Source organism: Achromobacter sp. Marseille-Q0513 (genome assembly GCF_018195695.1).
GTDB lineage: Bacteria > Pseudomonadota > Gammaproteobacteria > Burkholderiales > Burkholderiaceae_B > Achromobacter.
This window is the reverse complement of the sequence record NZ_JAGTJY010000145.1, coordinates 1-15,920: the sequence shown is the minus strand read 5'-3', so window position 1 is coordinate 15,920 and position 15,920 is coordinate 1. Positions and strand designations below refer to the sequence as shown.

The window sequence follows — 15,920 nt, the reverse complement described above, 5'->3', positions numbered from 1 at the left end:
GGGCAATGCCTTCGAGGCCGAGGACGTGGAAGCCTTCGACCGCCGCGTGACCGACACGCTGCGCGGCGCGGGCCTCCTGGGCCCGGCCGAAGAAGCCGACTATTTCTGTGAACTCAAGCTCGACGGCCTGGCGATCAGCCTGCGCTACGAGGACGGCCGCCTGGTGCAGGCCGCCACGCGCGGCGACGGCCAGACCGGCGAGGACGTCACCTCCAACATCCGCACGATCAAGGCCATTCCGCTGCAGCTCAGCGGCCCCGCGCCCAAGGTGCTGGAAGTGCGCGGCGAAGTGCTGATGAACCGCGCCGATTTCGAAAAACTGAACCAGGCGCAGGCCAAGCGAGACGAAAAGATCTTCGTCAATCCGCGCAACGCCGCCGCCGGCAGCCTGCGCCAGCTCGACCCCCGCATCACCGCCAAGCGGCCGCTGCGCTTCTTCGCCTACAGCTGGGGCGAATTGCGCGGCATCCCGCAAGAGCAGGCCGGACTGTTCGACGAGGCAGCTTCCGGCGCCGAGGCGCTGCCCGGCGATACCGGCAAGCTGCACGGCGCCATGCTGGACTGGCTGGGCTCGCTGGGCCTGCCCGTCAACGTGAAATTCAACCAGCGCGTCCGTGGCGCCCAGGGGCTGCTGGACTATTACGCCAAGGTCGGGGCGCTGCGCCCGTCGCTGCCCTACGACATCGACGGCGTGGTCTACAAGGTTGATTCGCTGGCGGCGCAGAGGCTGCTGGGCTTCGTGGCGCGCGCGCCGCGCTTCGCGCTGGCGCACAAGTTCCCGGCCGAAGAGGCCACCACGACCCTGCTGGACATCGAGGTGCAGGTGGGACGCACCGGCGCCATCACGCCCGTCGCGCGGCTCAAGCCGGTGTTCGTGGGCGGCGTCACCGTGACCAACGCGACGCTGCACAACGAAGACGAGATCCGGCGCAAGGATGTGCGCATCGGCGACACGGTGATCGTGCGCCGCGCCGGCGACGTGATCCCCGAGGTGGTTGGCGCGGTGCTGGAAAAGCGGCCCGCCGACGCGCGCGAGTTCGTCATGCCCACCGCCTGTCCGGTCTGCGGCTCGGCCATCGAGCGGTTGGAGGACGAGACCATCGCCCGCTGCACGGGCGGCCTGTTCTGCGGCGCGCAGCGCAAGCAGACGCTGTGGCACGCCGCCAGCCGCAAGGCGCTGGATATCGAAGGGCTGGGCGAAAAACTGGTGGACCAGCTGGTCGACAGCGGCCGCGTGAAGTCGCTGGCCGATCTGTACAGCCTGCGGCCGCTCGAACTGGTGGGCCTGGACCGCATGGGCCAGAAGTCGGCCGACAACCTGGTCGAGGCCATCGACAAGGCCCGCGCGCCGGCGCTGGGACGCCTGCTGTTCGCGCTGGGCATCCGTCACGTCGGCGAGACCACCGCGCGCGACGTGGCGCGCCATTTCGGCAGTATCGAGGCCATCATGGACGCCGACGAGGACGCGCTGTCGTCCGTGCCGGACGTGGGACCGGTGGTGGCGGGCTCCATCCGCCGCTTCTTCGCCGAACAGCACAACCGCGACGTCATCGAACAGCTCAAGTCGCAGGGCGTGCATCCGGTGGCCGAGGCCATGCCCGAAGACACCACGCTGGCCGGCAAGACCTTCGTGCTGACCGGCACGCTGCCCACCTGGACGCGCGAGGAAGCCTCGATGCGCATCCAGGCGGCGGGCGGCAAGGTCAGCGGCTCGGTCTCCAAGAAGACCGCCTACCTGGTCGCAGGCGAAGAGGCCGGCAGCAAGCTGGCCAAGGCACAGGAACTGGGCGTCACCGTGCTGGACGAGGACGCGCTGAAGGCGCTGCTGGGCCTGGACGGCTGAGCGCGCCGGCAGGGTCAGATGCCGCTGCGCGGCATCGAGTCGAGTATCGTCGCCGCCGCGCGTTGCAGCGCGGGCAGGTGCTGGCGCCGCAGCTCATCCGGTGAGCGGGCGCCCAGCACCATGCTGACGCTCAGGCCCGCCACCACCTTGCCTTCATGGTTGCGCAGCGGCACGGCCACGCCGGCAAAACCATCCACCAGCTCGCTGACCGAAATGCTGTAGCCGTCGCTGCGCACCTGGCGGATCAGCTTGCGCAGCGCGGTCTTCGAGACCGTGGTGTAGGGCGTGAGGCGCTTGAGTTCGGCGTTGTCCAGATACTGGTCAAGCGCCTCGTCGTCCAGCGTCGACAGCAGCGCGCGTCCCAGCGAGTGAGCGTAGGCGGGAAGGCGGCTGCCGATCGTCAGGTCCAGCTTGAGCAGCTTGGGCGCTTCCTCGCGCGCCAGGAACACGACGTGCTCGCGGTCCAGCACGCCCAGTGAACAGGTTTCACCCAAGGCGCGCGCCACATCCTGCATCACCGGCCGCACCAGGCTGGGCAGGCTCAGCGAGGCGAAATAGGCATATCCCAGGTCCATGACCTTGGGGGTGGGCGAGAACTGCCTGCCGTCCTGCCGCACATATCCCAGCTTTTCCAGCGTCAGCAGGATGCGGCGCGATGCCGCGCGCGTGACGTCCAGCTGTTCGGCGGCTTCCTGCACAGTCACGCTGGCCACGCCCGTGGCATAGATGCGCAACAGCTGCAGGCCATTGGCCAGGCTGTCGAGAAACTCTTCTTTCTTTTCGCTGGTTTCCGGCAAGGTCGAATCCATGGGTCCACGATGGTGTTCTGCAATGCCGTCGATTGTAGTTTGACATCCGCCGCTTTCTCCATAAAATGATGTTTAGCGAACAAATGTTCGCCAAAAGATGTCCGGTCATGACTCTGGCACGGACACGCATCCAAGGAGGAAGGCCATGTGCAGCAGATTCATCCGCGCCACGGGCGCGGTCGTCCTGGCGCTGGGCGCGGCGGTTGCCGCGGCCGCCGGCGACACCTATCCCAGCAAGCCCATCCGTTTCATCGTGCCCGCGGCCGCGGGCGGTCCCACGGAAATCGTCACCCGCCTGCTTGCCGAGCGCATGACCCAGAGCATGGGCGTGCCCGTCGTCGTCGAGGCCAAGCCCGGCGCCGGCGGCAATATCGGCGCGGACGCGGTGGCCAAGGCCGCGCCCGATGGCTACACCATCCTGATGGGCACGATCGGCACCAATGCCATCAACCAGACGCTGTACAAGTCGATGCCGTACCAGCCGCTGAAGGACCTGGTGGCGGTGACCCAGGTCGTGTCCTATCCGCTGGTGGTGGTGGTCAACCCCAAGCTGCCGATCAACTCGGTGGCCGATCTGATCGCCTATGCCAAGTCCCATCCCGGCGAACTCAACCGGGCCTCGGGCGGCAGCGGAACGTCGATGCACATGTCGGGCGAACTCTTCAACGAGATGGCGGGCATCAAGATGCAGCACATCCCCTACAAGGGCAGCCTGCCGGCGTTGACGGACGTGATGGGCGGCCAGGCCGATCTGGCGTTCGACAGCCTGGTCATCGCCCAGCCGCTGATCAAGGCGGGCAAGCTGCGCGCCATCGCCGTCACGGGGCCCAAGCGGTCGCCGGCCGAGCCGGACGTGCCTTCGGTATCGGAAACGCTGCCCGGCTATGCGATGACGTCCTGGATCGGCGTGTTCGCGCCTGCCGGCACGCCGCGTCCGGTGGTGGACCGTCTTCAGCAGGAAATCGCCAAGGCCCTGGCCGACCCCAAGGTCAAGGCGCAGCTCACCTCGCAGGCCGCCGATCCGGTTGCCAGCACGCCCGATGAATTCGCTCGTTTCACGACAGAGGAAACCGAGAAATGGGCGCCCGTGGTCAAGGCGTCCGGCGCCTCCGTTTCCTGAACCCCCGCCAAGGAATCCCCATGTTGCCCATCGATTTCCAGGCCCGCCGCAAGCGGGTCGCCCAGCACGCGCGCGAACTCGGTTTCGACGCCTATCTCGGCACCCGCCAAGGCGCCTTGCACTATCTGAGCGGGGCATTCATGCCCTGGCGCGGCGCCGTGCTGGTCACGGCCTCGGGCCACTGCGAGTTCATCTATTGGGCCATGGACGCCGCGCGTGTGCGCGCCGAAGGCCACGATATGGACGTGCACGAATTCGAGTTCGCCGATTTTCCGCAGTTGATACGTCAGCGGCTGGAGCACCATGGCCTGGCGCAGGGCAAGGTCGCCCTGGACCTGGCGCATCCGGGCGCCGCCCAGATCGCGCCCGGCATGCTGACCGCTGCCGAGTTCTTTTCCCTGTCCGGGCAATTGCCCAAGGCCCGGTTCGAGAACGGGGTGGATGTGATCGACGATCTCATGCTGATCAAGGATGCCGCCGAGATCGAGCGCCTGCGCCATGCCGCCGAAGTGTCCGACTACGGTTTCGAGCAGGGCATGAATGCCGTGCGGGCCGGCGCCACTGAAAACGAAATCGCCGGCGAGATCGAACGTGCCATCCGGCAACGCGGCAGCACCTGGTCCTGGGCGGTGACGGGTGGCACCGAGGTGGGAGCGGGCGAACGCACCGGCTTCCTGCGCGGTGTCACGCAGCAGGCGACCGACCGGCCCATCGGGCGCGACGAATTCGTCATCCTGGATCTGCATCCGCTGCTGGATCTGTACATGGCCGATACGGCGCTGCCGATCTTCCTGGGCCGGCCGACCGAGGCGCAGGCCGCCTTGATCGACTGCTGGGAGGAAACCGTGCAGACCATGCTCGCCGCGCTGACGCCGGGACGCGCCATCGCCGACTGCGCGCGGCGCGGCATCGCCGTGTTCGAAAAACACGGGCTCGCCGAGTTCGGCCTGCCCCTGTTCGGCCACGGCCTGGGCACCTGCGCCCGCACCCGTCCCTTCATCAACCTGCGCAGCCACGACGAGGTCACGCCGGGCATGGTGGTGGCATTGGGCACGCACCTGTACCGGCCCGGCCTGGGCGGCATGCGGCTGGAATATCCCGTCCTGATCGGTGAGCACGGCGCCGAGCCGCTGCTGCGCACCGAGGCCCGCGTCCACCGCCTGCCTTGAACCCTTTCTTTGGAGCCCGAACATGCAAGCCCAAGCTCTCAGTCCGCTCATCGGCGCGCAAGTGCGCGGCGTGAATCTCGAAACGCTGGATGACGCGGCCTTCGCCGCCGTGAATGAACTGTTCCTGAAGCATCAGCTGCTGGTCTTCAAGGACCAGCAGCTGTCGCCAGAAGGGCAGCTGCGCTTCAGCCGCCGCTTCGGCGAACTGGATATCCACGTGCTGGCCCAGTACAACCATCCCGAGTATCCCGAGATCTTCGTGCTGTCGAACGAAGTCAAGAACGGCGTGCCCGCGGGCATTGCCGACGGCGGTTCCTACTGGCATTCGGATTTCGCCTTTCGCGAATGTCCCGCCAAGGCCACCATCCTGAACGCGCAGACCATTCCCGCGGAAGGCGGCAATACGCTGTTCATCAACATGTACCGGGCCTACGAGACGCTGGACGATGCGATCAAGGCGCAGCTGGACGGGTTGAAGGCCGTGCATCGCTATCGCCCCCGCAACAGCCGAGCCGATGAGGGCACCCGGGTGGTGATGGATGCCGCGCAGCTGGCGGAAACGCCTGATGTTGAACATCCCATCGCGCGTACCCACCCCGAGACGGGGAGGAAGGCGCTATACGTGCACCCCGGCATGACCGCGGAGGTGGCGGGGTGGGGCGCCGAGGACAGCAGGGAGCTGCTGGAACGCCTGTTCGCGCATTGCACCCGGCCGGAATCCCAGTACGCGCTGCAGTGGTCGCCGGGCGATGTCGTGATGTGGGACAACCGCTGCGTGATGCACAAGGCGACCACGCGGGAGCTGCCGGCCAGCCTGCGGCGGACGATCTATCGGACCACGGTCATGGGCGAGCGTCCGGTATAGGCCATGGCGCGTCCCGACCCCGCCGATCCCTGCCAAGCCGCCGGCGAGACCAGGATCGAGATCCTGGCGCTGGACGGCGGCGGCCGCATCGCGCCGGCGCGGGTGGCCTGGCGTCGCTACGGGCCGGAGCCGGCGAAGGCCCGTGCCGTCGTGCTGCTGCTGCACGGCATCTCCGGCAGCCAGCAGGCGCTCGCGCCGGCTCGCGGGGAAGTCCATCCGGATGCCGGATGGGCATCGGGCTGGCTGGGGCCGGGCGCCGCGCTGGATACGCGCCATACCTGCGTGCTGGCGCCCAATGCGCTGGGTTCATGTTTTGGCAGCAGCGCGCCGGACGGGGAAACGCCTGCGTCATTTCCCGACTTCACCATCGCCGACAGCGTGCGCCTGCAAGGGCTATGGCTGCGCGCCCTGGGCGTGGCGCGGCTGGACGCGGTGGTGGGCTATTCCTATGGCGGCTATCAGGCGTTCCAGTGGGCGCTCGATCCGCCCGTGCCGCTCGGGCGGGCGCTGGCGCTGGCATCCGGGCCGCGCGGCGGCGGCAACTGGAGCGATGTCATCGCGCTGCGGCGCCTGGCCGCCGCGCTGCAGGCTGGCGATGCGTGGGCGCGCGCGGAGTGGGTCGCGGCGCGGCGGGACGCCTTGCTGCGCTATGGCCGGGGCCTATGGCTGGCCGATGCCGGCGTGCGCGAGCCCGAGCAGGCGCTGGACGCCGAGGCGCGCGCCTGGGCGGCGCGCTTTTCGCCCTGGTCGATGGCGGCCTTGCGAGCGGCCGCCAGCCGCCATGACGTCCGCCATGCGCTCGCGTCCTTGCGCGCGCCGCTGTACTGGCTGCGCTGCGCGTCGGACCTGCTGTTTCCGCCCGGCGATGAAACCGCCTTGCCGCCCTGCGTGCATCCCATGACGGTGGCCGGACGCTATGGCCATGCCTCGCCCGCGCTGGAAGGGCCGCTGTGGGATGCCTGCCTGCGCCGGGCGCTGGCCTGAATGCGGCGGAGCTGGCCGCTGTCGGCGCCAGGCTGTGGAAAAAAAAACTGCCCGCATGCGCGGGCAGTTCTTCCTGGGCGATCAGCCGATCCTTACTGGATCTTGGCCTTTTCGCGCAGGTCCTTCTGGTAGTCGGCCAGGGTTTGCTGGCGCAGCATTTCCTCGATCTGCGGGCGCACCTGATCCAGCGGCGGGAACTGCACCGGGCGGGTGTCGTCGACCTGGATGATGTGCCAGCCGAACTGGGTCTGGACGGGCTTGTCGACCAGTTGGCCCTTCTTCAGCTGCGTGACGGCCTGGGCGAAAGGCTGCACGTAGTTGGTCGGGGGAGCCCAACCCAGGTCGCCACCCTTTTCGGCGCTGCCGGGATCCTTGGAGTTCTTCTTGGCCAGATCGTCGAACTTGCCCTTGTTGCCCTTCAGTTGGGTCAGCAGGTCGTTGGCGGTCTTTTCGTCTTCAACCAGGATGTGGCGGACCTTGTACTCCATCTTGCCCGCTTGTTCCTTCTTGATCTTTTCGTACTCGGCCGTGACCTTGGCGTCCGACACCGGGTGCTTGGCCAGGTAGTCGGCCATCAGCGCGCGCACCAGGATGCCCTGGCGAGCCAGTTCGATCTCGGTCTGCACGTCGGCTTGCTTGGCGATGCCGTTGGATTCGGCGGCCTGCACGAAGATCTGGCGGTTGATCATTTCCTGCTTGACCTGCTCGCGCAGCTGCGGGGAATCCGTGGCGCCCTGGGTGACCAGCAGCTTGACGAATTGATCCAGGCTCTTCTGCGGAATGGCCTTGCCGTTGACGGTTGCCACGTTCTGGGCAAAAGCCGGCAGGGCGATGGCGCAAGCGGCGGCCAGCATGACGATGCGTTTCATGAAAGTCCTTTTACCTTCTATTTGGGAGCCTGTGCGTCTAGCGCAAGCGCATGGATCGGATAGGGGATCAAATCTTGCAAATGATGATACACCAGCCTATGGCGGGCGACGGCGGACTGCCCGGCGAAGCAGGGCGCCACAATCAGCACGCGGTAATGGCCGGCGCCGTTTTTACTTCCTTCATGGCCTGCGTGCAAATAGGATTCGTCTTGAATTTCAAGACTGACCGGTTCCAGCGCGGCCAGGCGCTCCCGGATCAGGGCGATGCGGTCGGTGGTTTCAGACATATCTTTAGCGGAGAGGTTCCGCCGGGGCGGCCTCAAATGGCGTGCCCCGGTGGCGTGTGGGAGGGATCAGGGTTGCTTGCCGCCGGACGCGCCGGAATCGGACGAAGTCTCTTCGCCGGGCTGGATGTGCTTGCCCAGCCAGAGCGACTGGCCGATCACGAACACGATCATCAGGCCCATCAGGCCGAAGGCCTTGAAGCTGACCCATTGCGACTCGGTGAACTGGCCGGAGAAGGCCACGTACAGGTTGAGCGCGCCGGCCACCAGGAAGAAGCCCGCCCAGACCAGGTTGAGCTTTTCCCAGGCCGGGTCGGGCAGCTGGATCTGCTTTTCCATCAGGCCGCGGATCAGGTTGCGGCGGAAGAACAGCCGCGCCAGCACCAGCGCGCCGCCGAACATCCAATACAGCACGGTCGGCTTCCACTTGATGAAGACGTCGCTGTGCAGCCAGATGGTGGCGCCGCCGAACACCAGGATCACGGTCAGGTTGATCCAGTGCATGGCCTCGATGGCCTTGCCGGTGAGCTTGAGCCAGACGATCTGCAGCACGGCGGCCGCCATGGCGACGCCGGTGGCGATGAAGATGTCCGCATACCGGTAGGCGACAAAGAACAGGATCAGCGGGAACAGGTCGAACAGGAACTTCTTCATGCGGGGCTTCAGTCTTCCAGCGGTTCAAACGTCATCGACAGCGAATTGATGCAATAGCGCAGCCCGGTGGGTTCGGGGCCGTCGGGGAAGACGTGGCCCAGGTGGGCGTCGCAGATATTGCACAGCACCTCGGTGCGCACCATGCCGTGGCTGATGTCGCGCTCTTCACGCACCCGCGCCGGGTCGATCGGCTCGAAGTAGCTGGGCCAGCCACAGCCGGCATCGAATTTGGTGTCGGAAGCGAACAGCGGCGTGCCACAGCCCACGCAGCGGTAGATGCCGTGGGTGAACGTGTTCCAGTAGCGGCCGGTGAAGGCGCGTTCCGTACCTTTTTGGCGGGCGACGACGTATTCTTCCGGTGACAGCTGGGCCCGCCATTCAGCGTCGGATTTGCGTACTTTGTCCATATATAGAGCTCTTGGAGTCCCGAGGCCCGGAATGGTTCGGGCATAATCCCGCCCCATGTTAATCCAGTTTGACCAGGTGGTCGTTTCCACGCCGCAGGCCGAGGTGCTGCGCGGGCTCAGCCTGACGCTGGCGGAGCGCCGCGTGGGCATCGTCGGTCCGAACGGCGCCGGCAAGAGCACGCTGGCGCGCCTGCTCAATGGATTGGCCTTGCCGACATCGGGCCGGGTCAGCGTGGACGGGCTGGATACGCGGCAGGACCTGAAAGCCGTGCGGCGACGGGTCGGCTTCGTGTTCCAGAATCCCGAAAACCAGATCGTCTTTCCCATCGTGCGCGAAGACCTGGCTTTCGGCCTGAAACAGCTGGAACCCGACCGCGCCCGCCGCGAGGCCCGCATCGAGGACCAGTTGCAACGCCTGGGCGTGGCCCACCTGGCGGACCGCGCCAGCCACAGCCTGTCCGGCGGCGAGCGCCAGCTGGCCGCCCTGGCCGCGGTGCTGGTGATGGAACCGGCGCTGGTGGTGTTCGACGAACCGACCACCCAGCTGGACCTGCGCAACCGCAACCGCGTCCGCGATGCGATCGCCGGGCTGGCGCACGACGCCGTCGTGGTCAGCCACGACCTGGCCCTGCTCGAGGATTTCGACCGGGTGCTGGTGATCGCCGATGGCCGCGTCGCCGCCGACGACCAACCGGCCGCCGCCCTGCGCTGGTACCGTGATCATTTCGCCTGAGGGCGGCCGCCCATGCTCGAACCGCTATATATCGCAGGCAATTCCCGGCTGCACCGGCTGCCTGCCGGACTGAAGCTGCTGGCGCTGTGCGCGGCGGGGGCGGGGCTGTTCGCGTTGCGCGATCCGCTCTGGCTGGGCCTGGCGCTGGCCGTGGCCGTGGGGCTGGTCTGGTCCAGCGGCGCCGGGGCCGCGCTGCTCTGGCGCCAATTGCGCGGCCTGGCGTGGGTTCTGCTGGCGCTGGGCATGTTCACCGGATTTTTCCAGGGCTGGATCGAGGCGTTGGCCGTGTTGTTGCGGGTCGGCGCGATGGTGGGGCTGGCGCTGGCCGTGACGCTGACAACGCGCACCGCCGATCTGATCGCCGTGTGCGAATGGGTGCTGCTGCCCCTGCAGCGCCTGGGCCTGCTCGATGCCGGCAAGGTGGCGCTGGCCCTGGCGCTGGCGCTGCGCTTCGTGCCCGAGATCTGGCGCAATTTCCATGAGATCCGCGAGGCGCAGGCCGCGCGCGGGCTGGGCGCCAATCCCCTGGCGCTGATCGTGCCGCTGATCGTGCTGACGCTGAAGCGGGCGCAGGAAGTCTCGGAAGCCATCGACGCGCGCAGTCCCTGAACGCCACGCCTCTTGACCCCGCTTTCATCATCCGGGAAGAATCATCCGGGAAAATCGTCCCTAGGGAGGGGAATGCCATGAAATCCAACAATACCGTGCTGGTGGCGCTGTTCGCGGCGCTCATCGTGGTGCTGAGCCTGGTGCCGCCGATTCCGTTGCCGGCCATTCCGGTGCCGGTCACGCTGCAGACGCTGGGCGCCATGTTGGCCGGCGCCATGCTGGGACCGGTGCGCGGGGCGCTGGCCTGCCTGCTGTACCTGGCGCTGGCGGCCATCGGCCTGCCGGTGCTGCCGGGCGGGCGCGGCGGGATGGGGGCCTTCCTGGGGCCGACCGGCGGCTTCCTGATCGGCATGCCGATCGGCGCGTTCGTCACGGGCTGGCTGGCGCGCCGGCTGGCGGGCCGAGCACCCGGCACCTGGGCCGGCGTGGCGGGCTTTGCGGTCGCCTGCGTGGTCGGCGGCATCGCGGTGGTGTATGCCTGCGGCGTGCCCTGGCTGGCCTCGGTCGCCAAGATGGACCTGGGCAAGGCGGCGCTGGCCGTGGCCGTGTTCGTGCCTGGCGATCTGATCAAGGCGGCCGTGGCCGCCTGGGTGACGTCGCGCGTGGCACGCGTCTGGCCCTTGCCGGGCCGTTGAGGCTTGCGGCGGACGCACGGGGACAGGGAATCCCCCAACTGACGCGTTTGGGGCTTTCCAGTACAAGTTCGCCATTGACGAATGCGTTCGCTGAGTTTCGGTTTCCGTAGCACATCAGGGATTTACCGTAGTTGCGCCGCATCATGTGATACTGATTTAACCCTATAATATTTTTTTCTGTATAACTTTAACTAGGCTCGCTTCGCCTCGAACGAGGCACCAAAAGAAGAGCCGCCACAGGAGACAAAACATGCGCAAGCATTTCGGCTTGACCGCGGCCGCCGCCGCCGTTGCCCTGACCCTGCCGCTGCTGGCCAGCGCCCAGGTCAAGGTCGGCGTGACGGTGTCCAGCACCGGCCCCGCCGCCTCGCTGGGCATCCCCGAGCGCAACACGGTCGCCCTGCTGCCGAAGGAAGTGGCCGGCCAGAAGATCGAATGGATCGTCCTGGACGACGCCACCGACACGACGCAAGCCGTCAAGAACTCGCGCAAGCTCGCCTCCGACGACAAGGTCGACGTGCTGATCGGCACGTCCGTGACGCCGGGCTCGCTGGCCATGGTCGACGTGGCCGCCGAAGCCAAGGTGCCGATGATCAGCGTGGCCGCCAGCGCCAAGATCGTCGAGCCGGTCGACGACAAGCGCCGCTGGGTCTTCAAGACCCCGCAGAACGACGCCCTGATGGCCGGCGCGCTGGCCGACGCCATGTCCAAGTCCAAGGTCAAGACGCTGGGCTTCATCGGCTTCGCCGACGCCTATGGCGACGGCTGGCTGGACGTGATGCAGAAGGCCGCCAAGGCCAAGGGCATCGAGATCGTCTCGATCGAAAAATACAGCCGCACCGACACCAGCGTGACCGGCCAGGTCCTGAAGCTGGTCGGCGCCAAGCCCGACGCCATCCTGATCGCCGGCGCCGGCACGCCTTCGGCCCTGCCGCAGAAGGAACTGCGCGCGCGCAACTACGGCGGCGTGATCTACCAGACCCACGGCGCCGCCAACAACGACGTGCTGCGCGTCTGCGGCAAGGACTGCGACGGCATGTTCCTGCCGGCCGGCCCGCTGCTGGTCGCGGCCCAGCTGCCCGACAGCAACGCGGTCAAGAAGTCGGCCCTGGCCTATGTTGAAACCTACGAGAAGGCCCACGGCGCCGGTTCGACCAACACCTTCGGCGGCCATATGTGGGACGCCGGCCAGCTGGTCGTGGCCGCCTTGCCCGTCGCGCTGAAGACGGGCGCCAAGCCCGGCACGCCGGAGTTCCGCGCCGCCATGCGCGATGCACTGGAAAGCATCAAGGACCTGCCCGCTTCCCAGGGCGTGTTCAACATGTCGCCCACCGACCACGCGGGCTTCGACGAGCGCTCGCGCGTCATCGTCAAGGTCGAAGGCGGCAAGTGGGTGTACCAGCCGGGCCTGTAAGGCGCGGCTTGCCTGTTCACGGGGCGCCCGCAAGCGGCGCCCGCGCCATGCGACGCGACGGTCCTTCCGGCCGGCGCGTCGCATCGGTGTTCCGGGCGCGGCCGGAACACCCAAGCAATCACAAGGTAGTTGTTCGATGGATTCCTCAATTGCGCTGATTCTGCTGCAGGACGGTGTGGTCAACGGCGCTATCTATGCCCTCCTGGGCATGGCTCTGGTGCTGGTTTTCGCCGTCACGCGCGTCATCTTCATTCCCCAGGGCGAGTTCGTGGCGTTCGGCGCGCTGACGCTGGCCATGCTGGTCGACGGCAAGGTGCCCGGCACGGCCTATTTGCTGCCCCTGCTGGGCGTGGTCGCGCTGGCCATGGAAGTGCTGCGCGCCGTGCGCACCCGCAATGCCGCCGGTCTGCCCAAGGCGTTCGTCGCCTGTCTCGTCCTGCCGCTCGCGCTGCTTTGGCTGACGCAGAGCTACGTCGCGCCCGGCACCTCGCTGTGGCTGAACATGCTGCTGACGCTGGCGCTGGTCATCCCGATGGGCCCGATGGTCTATCGCATCGTCTATCAACCGCTGGCCGAAGCCACCGTGCTGGTGCTGCTGATCGTGTCGGTGGCCGTGCACTTCGCGCTGACCGGCCTGGCCCTGGTGTTCTTCGGCGCCGAAGGCTGGCGCACGCCGGCGTTCGTGAGCGGCCAGGTGGACCTGGGCTTCACGACCTGGTCTGCCCAGAGCCTGTTCGTGGTGGCGACCTGCGCCATCCTGATCGTCGGCCTGTGGCTGTTCTTCGGCAAGACGCTGTACGGCCGCGCGCTGCGCGCCACCGCCGTCAACCGCCGCGGCGCGCGCCTGGTGGGCATCAGCACCACCATGTCGGGCAGTCTGACCTTCACGCTGGCCACCGCCATCGGCGCCATGTCGGGCATGTTGATCGCCCCGATCACCACGGTCTATTACGACACCGGCTTCCTGATCGGCCTGAAGGGCTTCGTCGGCGCCATCATCGGCGGCCTGGCGAGCTATCCCGTGGCGGCCGCCGGCTCGCTGCTGGTGGGCGTGCTGGAATCGTTCTCGTCGTTCTGGGCCAGCGCCTACAAGGAAGTCATCGTCTTCACCCTGATTATCCCGGTTCTGGTCTGGCGTTCGTTCAGCAGCCATCACGTGGACGAAGAGGAATAAACGTCATGAACCGCATTTTGCTTATCGTCTTCGTCGTCGCGCTGGCGGCGCTGCCGCTGGTGCCGGCCACGCCAGAGTTCTGGGTGACCCAGCTGAACTACATCGGGCTGGCCAGCCTGGTGGTGCTGGGCCTGGTGCTGCTCACCGGCGTGGGCGGCCTGACCTCGTTCGGCCAGGCGGCCTTCGTCGGCCTGGGCGCCTACACCACGGCCTTCCTGACCACGCAGTACGACGTGTCGCCGTGGCTGGCCCTGCCGGCCGGCCTGGTGCTGACGGGCGTGGTCGCCTATCTGCTGGGCGCGATCACGCTGCGCCTGTCCGGCCACTACCTGCCGCTGGGCACCATCGCCTGGGGGCTGTCGCTGTACTTCCTGTTCGGCAACATCGACTGGCTGGGCAAGCACGACGGTATCGCCGGCATCGAGCCCATCAGCATCTTCGGCGTGTCGCTGGCCAGCGGCCGCCACATCTATTTCCTGATCTGGGCCTTCGTGCTGCTGGCGCTGCTGGCGACCCGCAACCTGCTGAACTCGCGCCCCGGGCGCGCCATCCGCGCGCTCAAGAGCGGCGCGGGCATGGCCGAGTCCATGGGCGTGAACACGGCCGCGTACAAGGTCGTGATCTTCGTCTGGGCCGCGCTGCTGGCCTGCGTGTCGGGCTGGCTGTACGCGCACATGCAGCGCGCCGTCAGCCCCAGCCCGTTCGGCATCAACTACGGCATCGAATACCTGTTCATGGCGGTGGTCGGCGGCGCCGGCTACGTCTGGGGGGCGCTGCTGGGCTCGACCGTCATCCTGGTGCTGAAGGACCAGTTGCAGAACTGGCTGCCCAAGCTGCTGGACACCAACGCCAACTTCGAGATGATCGTCTTCGGCGTGCTGCTGATCCTGATGCTGCAATACGCGCGCAACGGCCTATGGCCGATCCTGGCCAGCTGGTGGGATGGCGTCACCGGCGCCGACGGCTCGCGCCGCAACCTGGCGCCGCCGGCGCCCGCACCGGCCTTGCCGGCGCGCCAACGCCCGCAACCCGGTCAGGTCGTGCTGGAAGTGGATGCCATCCGCAAGGAATTCGGCGGCCTGGTGGCGGTCAACGACATCAGCTTCAAGGTCAGCTCCGGCGAGATCATGGGCCTGATCGGCCCGAACGGCGCCGGCAAGAGCACCACCTTCAACCTGATCAGCGGCGTGCTGCCGGTCACGCGCGGCCAGGTCCGCTTCATGGGCGAGCGCATCGACAACCGCTCGGCGCGCGAGATCGCCAAGCTGGGCGTGGGCCGCACCTTCCAGCACGTGCAGCTGTTGCCTGGCATGACGGTGCTGGAGAACGTGGCGCTGGGCGCGCACCTGCGCTCCGACGTGGGCGTGCTGGCCGGCGCGCTGCACAGCGACCGCGCCCGCGAGGCCCAGCTGCTGCACGAGGCGGCCGAGCAGGTCAAGCGCGTGGGCCTGGGCGAGTACCTGTACGAGCAGGCGGGCAACCTGGCGCTGGGCCAGCAGCGCATCCTGGAGATCGCGCGCGCGCTGGCCGCCGATCCGGTGCTGCTGTTGCTGGACGAACCCGCCGCCGGCCTGCGCTACAAGGAAAAGCAAGACCTGGCCCGCGTGCTGGAACAGCTGCGCGCCGAGGGCATGAGCATTCTGCTGGTTGAACACGATATGGATTTTGTGATGCGCCTGACCAACCACCTGGTGGTGATGGATTTCGGCACCAAGCTGGCCGAAGGCGTGCCGGCCGAAGTGCAGCAGAACCCGGCGGTGCTGGAAGCCTACCTGGGCGGCATCGACGACGACCTGCCCGAGGCCGACCAGGCCAAGCCCGTTGCCGCCGGAGGTGTGCAATGAGCGCGCAACAGAAACCGGTGCTGGAAGTCAGCAATCTGTCGGCCCGTTACGGCAAGGTGGGTGCGCTGGTCGGCGCCACGCTGACCGTGCCGGCCGGCAGCATCGTCACCGTGATCGGCGCCAACGGCGCCGGCAAGTCCACCATGCTGAACGCGGTGATGGGTTCGCTGCCGCACACCGGCCACGCTGCTGGCGCGGTGCATTACTCGGGCACCGACGTGTCGGGCTGGCAGGTCGAGCGCCGCGTGGCCGCGGGCATGTCGCTGGTGCCGGAACGCCGCGAGCTGTTCGGCACCATGTCGGTCGAGGACAATCTGCTGCTGGGCGGCTTTCGCCGCTACCGCGCGCGCGAGAGCGGCTGGCGCGACACGCTGAACGAAGTGTTCGACCTGTTCCCGCGCTTGCGCGAGCGCCGCGCCCAGCAGGCCGGCACGCTGTCGGGCGGCGAGCGCCAGATGCTGGCGGTGGGCCGCGCGCTGATGGCCAAGCCCCAGCTGCTGATGCTGG

At 67.5% G+C, this 15,920-nt stretch carries 17 protein-coding genes; 12 read left to right on the top strand and 5 right to left on the bottom strand.

Going from position 1 to position 15,920, the window contains the following annotated elements; genetic code table 11:
• A partial coding sequence (ligA, locus tag KDH83_RS23120) for an NAD-dependent DNA ligase LigA (protein WP_212320227.1) occupies positions 1 to 1,843 on the top strand: 1,843 nt, incomplete at its 5' end.
• A 14-nt stretch (positions 1,844 to 1,857) separates the two neighbouring features.
• On the opposite strand, the gene KDH83_RS23115 is transcribed toward ligA, so the two are convergent.
• The gene (locus KDH83_RS23115; RefSeq protein ID WP_212320225.1) at positions 1,858 to 2,652 is read right to left on the bottom strand and encodes an IclR family transcriptional regulator C-terminal domain-containing protein; all 795 of its coding nucleotides are present in this window, start codon (positions 2,650 to 2,652) and stop codon (positions 1,858 to 1,860) included.
• A 145-nt stretch (positions 2,653 to 2,797) separates the two neighbouring features.
• On the opposite strand from KDH83_RS23115, the gene KDH83_RS23110 reads away from it, so the two are divergent.
• From KDH83_RS23110 to KDH83_RS23095, 4 genes are read left to right on the top strand one after another with little or no spacing between them, the layout of a single operon-like run.
• Complete coding sequence (locus KDH83_RS23110; protein ID WP_212320223.1) at positions 2,798 to 3,772, top strand: tripartite tricarboxylate transporter substrate binding protein; 975 nt, start codon at positions 2,798 to 2,800, stop codon at positions 3,770 to 3,772.
• 20 nt (positions 3,773 to 3,792) lie between these two features.
• Positions 3,793 to 4,941 (top strand): Xaa-Pro peptidase family protein, encoded by a 1,149-nt coding sequence (locus KDH83_RS23105; RefSeq protein ID WP_212320221.1) that lies wholly within the window; start codon positions 3,793 to 3,795, stop codon positions 4,939 to 4,941.
• Positions 4,942 to 4,963: 22 nt separating this feature from the next.
• Positions 4,964 to 5,806, top strand: coding sequence for a TauD/TfdA family dioxygenase (locus tag KDH83_RS23100; RefSeq protein WP_212320220.1), 843 nt, complete (start codon positions 4,964 to 4,966; stop codon positions 5,804 to 5,806).
• Positions 5,807 to 5,809: 3 nt separating this feature from the next.
• Positions 5,810 to 6,790, top strand: coding sequence for an alpha/beta fold hydrolase (locus KDH83_RS23095; RefSeq protein ID WP_212320218.1), 981 nt, complete (start codon positions 5,810 to 5,812; stop codon positions 6,788 to 6,790).
• Positions 6,791 to 6,882: 92 nt separating this feature from the next.
• Here KDH83_RS23095 and KDH83_RS23090 read toward each other — a convergent pair whose 3' ends face one another.
• The 4 genes from KDH83_RS23090 to msrB all read right to left on the bottom strand — a co-directional run bounded on the left by KDH83_RS23090 (position 6,883) and on the right by msrB (position 9,004).
• Positions 6,883 to 7,659 carry a peptidylprolyl isomerase gene (locus KDH83_RS23090; RefSeq protein ID WP_103273090.1) on the bottom strand — a complete coding sequence of 259 codons (777 nt, stop codon included), beginning with the start codon at positions 7,657 to 7,659 and terminating at the stop codon, positions 6,883 to 6,885.
• Between the two features lie 17 nt (positions 7,660 to 7,676).
• Positions 7,677 to 7,946, bottom strand: a complete 270-nt coding sequence (locus KDH83_RS23085; RefSeq protein WP_103273091.1) for a BolA family protein — start codon at positions 7,944 to 7,946, stop codon at positions 7,677 to 7,679.
• Positions 7,947 to 8,012: 66 nt separating this feature from the next.
• Positions 8,013 to 8,597: a septation protein A gene (locus KDH83_RS23080; protein ID WP_212320216.1), complete on the bottom strand. Its 585-nt coding sequence runs from the start codon at positions 8,595 to 8,597 to the stop codon at positions 8,013 to 8,015.
• Positions 8,598 to 8,605: 8 nt separating this feature from the next.
• The gene (gene msrB, locus KDH83_RS23075) at positions 8,606 to 9,004 is read right to left on the bottom strand and encodes a peptide-methionine (R)-S-oxide reductase MsrB (protein ID WP_103273093.1); all 399 of its coding nucleotides are present in this window, start codon (positions 9,002 to 9,004) and stop codon (positions 8,606 to 8,608) included.
• Between the two features lie 55 nt (positions 9,005 to 9,059).
• On the opposite strand from msrB, the gene KDH83_RS23070 reads away from it, so the two are divergent.
• The 7 genes from KDH83_RS23070 to KDH83_RS23040 all read left to right on the top strand — a co-directional run.
• Complete coding sequence (locus KDH83_RS23070) at positions 9,060 to 9,737, top strand: ABC transporter ATP-binding protein (protein ID WP_212320214.1); 678 nt, start codon at positions 9,060 to 9,062, stop codon at positions 9,735 to 9,737.
• 12 nt (positions 9,738 to 9,749) lie between these two features.
• On the top strand, positions 9,750 to 10,346 hold the full coding sequence (locus tag KDH83_RS23065; protein WP_212320212.1) for an energy-coupling factor transporter transmembrane protein EcfT: 597 nt from the start codon (positions 9,750 to 9,752) through the stop codon (positions 10,344 to 10,346).
• Between the two features lie 77 nt (positions 10,347 to 10,423).
• Positions 10,424 to 10,981, top strand: coding sequence for a biotin transporter BioY (locus KDH83_RS23060; protein ID WP_212320210.1), 558 nt, complete (start codon positions 10,424 to 10,426; stop codon positions 10,979 to 10,981).
• A gap of 250 nt (positions 10,982 to 11,231) precedes the next feature.
• A complete protein-coding gene (locus tag KDH83_RS23055) occupies positions 11,232 to 12,395 on the top strand; it encodes an ABC transporter substrate-binding protein (protein ID WP_212320208.1) in 1,164 nt (387 codons plus the stop codon).
• Positions 12,396 to 12,531: 136 nt separating this feature from the next.
• Complete coding sequence (locus tag KDH83_RS23050) at positions 12,532 to 13,569, top strand: branched-chain amino acid ABC transporter permease (protein WP_212320206.1); 1,038 nt, start codon at positions 12,532 to 12,534, stop codon at positions 13,567 to 13,569.
• Between the two features lie 5 nt (positions 13,570 to 13,574).
• On the top strand, positions 13,575 to 15,413 hold the full coding sequence (locus KDH83_RS23045; RefSeq protein WP_212320204.1) for a branched-chain amino acid ABC transporter ATP-binding protein/permease: 1,839 nt from the start codon (positions 13,575 to 13,577) through the stop codon (positions 15,411 to 15,413).
• The coding region (locus tag KDH83_RS23040; RefSeq protein ID WP_212320202.1) for an ATP-binding cassette domain-containing protein at positions 15,410 to 15,920 on the top strand (511 nt) is incomplete at its 3' end. The genes KDH83_RS23045 and KDH83_RS23040, both read left to right, overlap by 4 nt.

Bases quoted from the DNA above. Each gene is read 5' to 3' on its own strand.
- msrB (WP_103273093.1), bottom strand. From the start codon at position 9,004: ATGGACAAAGTACGCAAATCCGACGCTGAATGGCGGGCCCAGCTGTCA.
- KDH83_RS23045 (WP_212320204.1), top strand. From the start codon at position 13,575: ATGAACCGCATTTTGCTTATCGTCTTCGTCGTCGCGCTGGCGGCGCTG.
- KDH83_RS23110 (WP_212320223.1), top strand. From the start codon at position 2,798: ATGTGCAGCAGATTCATCCGCGCCACGGGCGCGGTCGTCCTGGCGCTG.
- KDH83_RS23055 (WP_212320208.1), top strand. From the start codon at position 11,232: ATGCGCAAGCATTTCGGCTTGACCGCGGCCGCCGCCGCCGTTGCCCTG.
- KDH83_RS23050 (WP_212320206.1), top strand. From the start codon at position 12,532: ATGGATTCCTCAATTGCGCTGATTCTGCTGCAGGACGGTGTGGTCAAC.
- KDH83_RS23060 (WP_212320210.1), top strand. From the start codon at position 10,424: ATGAAATCCAACAATACCGTGCTGGTGGCGCTGTTCGCGGCGCTCATC.
- KDH83_RS23105 (WP_212320221.1), top strand. From the start codon at position 3,793: ATGTTGCCCATCGATTTCCAGGCCCGCCGCAAGCGGGTCGCCCAGCAC.
- KDH83_RS23065 (WP_212320212.1), top strand. From the start codon at position 9,750: ATGCTCGAACCGCTATATATCGCAGGCAATTCCCGGCTGCACCGGCTG.
- KDH83_RS23070 (WP_212320214.1), top strand. From the start codon at position 9,060: ATGTTAATCCAGTTTGACCAGGTGGTCGTTTCCACGCCGCAGGCCGAG.
- KDH83_RS23080 (WP_212320216.1), bottom strand. From the start codon at position 8,597: ATGAAGAAGTTCCTGTTCGACCTGTTCCCGCTGATCCTGTTCTTTGTC.
- KDH83_RS23100 (WP_212320220.1), top strand. From the start codon at position 4,964: ATGCAAGCCCAAGCTCTCAGTCCGCTCATCGGCGCGCAAGTGCGCGGC.
- KDH83_RS23115 (WP_212320225.1), bottom strand. From the start codon at position 2,652: ATGGATTCGACCTTGCCGGAAACCAGCGAAAAGAAAGAAGAGTTTCTC.
- KDH83_RS23090 (WP_103273090.1), bottom strand. From the start codon at position 7,659: ATGAAACGCATCGTCATGCTGGCCGCCGCTTGCGCCATCGCCCTGCCG.
- KDH83_RS23095 (WP_212320218.1), top strand. From the start codon at position 5,810: ATGGCGCGTCCCGACCCCGCCGATCCCTGCCAAGCCGCCGGCGAGACC.
- KDH83_RS23085 (WP_103273091.1), bottom strand. From the start codon at position 7,946: ATGTCTGAAACCACCGACCGCATCGCCCTGATCCGGGAGCGCCTGGCC.